The 1685-nt window shown below is 62.8% G+C and carries 3 protein-coding genes and 2 pseudogenes; all 5 read left to right on the top strand.

Annotation, left to right across the window (positions count from 1 at the left end):
* Positions 1 to 227, top strand: a pseudogene (locus EN781_RS31985) (ribonuclease D); the annotation flags it as partial.
* A 17-nt stretch (positions 228 to 244) separates the two neighbouring features.
* The gene (locus tag EN781_RS31990; RefSeq protein WP_126058261.1) at positions 245 to 445 is read left to right on the top strand and encodes a hypothetical protein; all 201 of its coding nucleotides are present in this window, start codon (positions 245 to 247) and stop codon (positions 443 to 445) included.
* Positions 446 to 728: 283 nt separating this feature from the next.
* A complete protein-coding gene (locus EN781_RS31995; RefSeq protein ID WP_126058262.1) occupies positions 729 to 983 on the top strand; it encodes a GlsB/YeaQ/YmgE family stress response membrane protein in 255 nt (84 codons plus the stop codon).
* A gap of 132 nt (positions 984 to 1115) precedes the next feature.
* The gene (locus EN781_RS32000) at positions 1116 to 1262 is read left to right on the top strand and encodes a hypothetical protein (protein ID WP_126058263.1); all 147 of its coding nucleotides are present in this window, start codon (positions 1116 to 1118) and stop codon (positions 1260 to 1262) included.
* 232 nt (positions 1263 to 1494) lie between these two features.
* A pseudogene (locus EN781_RS34625) lies at positions 1495 to 1685 on the top strand (protamine-2 (modular protein)); the annotation flags it as partial.

A 1685-nucleotide genomic window follows, 5' to 3' on the forward strand; every position in this document is an offset into this window, starting at 1 on the left:
GACAGCAGCAATCGTCGGACTGGGCGGCGGAGACCCTGTCGCCGGAACAGCTCGAATATGCCGCCTCCGACGTACTCTATCTGCACCGGCTGCGCGAGGTGCTGGCCGCCCGGCTGGCGCGCGAGGGCCGCACGAAGGAGGCCGACGCCTGCTTCCGCTTCCTGCCGACGCGTGCCAAACTAGACCTGATGGGCTGGGGCGAGGAGGATATCTTCGCCCATAGCTGACGGCCTCGGAGGACGACATGGCGGAGAGGAAACCGATAGCAACCGCGCCGACCGACGGCTCCAAGGTCACCGTCTACTGGAAGGACGGCAATGGGGTGATCAACGAGTCGATCGCGCAATTTCGCGACGGCGGCTGGTGGACCTATATCGACAGCACCACGCAGAAAAAGGTCGAGCCGACCAGCTGGCGGCCTGCCGTAAGCGACGATGACGACTAGGGGGCTATTGATATTCAGGTGATGCCGGCCTGCAATGGTGGATTCCTGCGCTTCCGGTACTCACGGACCCAAAAGTCCGCTCCATTGCGGTTATCGGAATCCACCATCTTCGGCTCGGCCTGACCTGAATCTCAACAGCCTCTGGAGCAATTACAGGAAAGGCGGCGCGGATGAGCTGGTCGCTGGCGGGCGGGGTTGCTTTGGCTTAGCCTGAACCCGTTGATATCGAGGCCGATTCGGGGGGCGCGCCCCGGCGTCGCCCTCCTGCTCAGAGGAAAGCTCAATGGGTATCGAAAGCCTTCTCATCTTCATCATCATCGGCGCCATCGCCGGCTGGCTCGCCGGCCTCGTCGTGTCGGGCTTCGGCTTCGGCCTGATCGGTAACATCATCGTCGGCATCATCGGCGCCTTCATCGCCGGCTGGCTGTTCCCGAGGCTCGGCTTTGCCATAGGCGGCGGCATACTCGCCGCCATCATCAATGCCACGCTCGGCGCCATCATCCTGCTGCTGGTGGTCAAGGTGTTGAAGCGAGCGTGAGGCCCGACCGCGAAAGCGCGTCGTGCTGAAACAGAGTCAGGCGACGCGCTTTAGGTCTTTTGTTTTTGTGCATGCCATTATCCCAAAACCGATGCGCACTTTTTGGTCGAGATGCATTAGAAGGGACGCGCCGTGAAGCAGAACATGCTCTATCTGATCATCGGCGCGCTGCTGGTCGTGGTCATCGCGCTCGGCGTCTATGTCTACCGCGAGCAAACCCGGCCGAAGGGCGTCGAGCTCAAGATCGACGACAAGGGCATTTCGATCCAGCAGAATTGACGAAAGGGTCGGCGCCACCGGCCTTGACGGTGGCGGCGACCCGTGAGGATGGCGGGCAAGGCCACCGCAACTTCGCAACAAGGCTGACGCCGCTAGGAACCGCTGCGCTATTCCCGGCGCTGCGCGAACCCCTGGGCTTTTGCAACCGCCGCGCTACTTCCCTTTCGTGGACCCGGTTCACTGATTGGCAGATTGGGAGGTTTTCATGGATCGCCGATTATTCTTGACGGGAATGCTGGGCTTGGCGGGGGCGGCCGCAGTCGTCAGCGCGGTTCGGCCCATCAGCGCCGTGGCCGGCATTCCGGACGCGGGAAGCGGTATCCTCGACGAGCTCGAGGCGCAGGACAGGCAGGCCTGGGAGGACGACGGCACCGAAGCGGATCTGCAAACCGTCTCGCATCGCTATTGGCGCCGGCGCAGGAG

The organism is Mesorhizobium sp. M4A.F.Ca.ET.090.04.2.1 (assembly GCF_003999085.1).
In the GTDB taxonomy this organism is placed as follows: Bacteria; Pseudomonadota; Alphaproteobacteria; order Rhizobiales; family Rhizobiaceae; genus Mesorhizobium.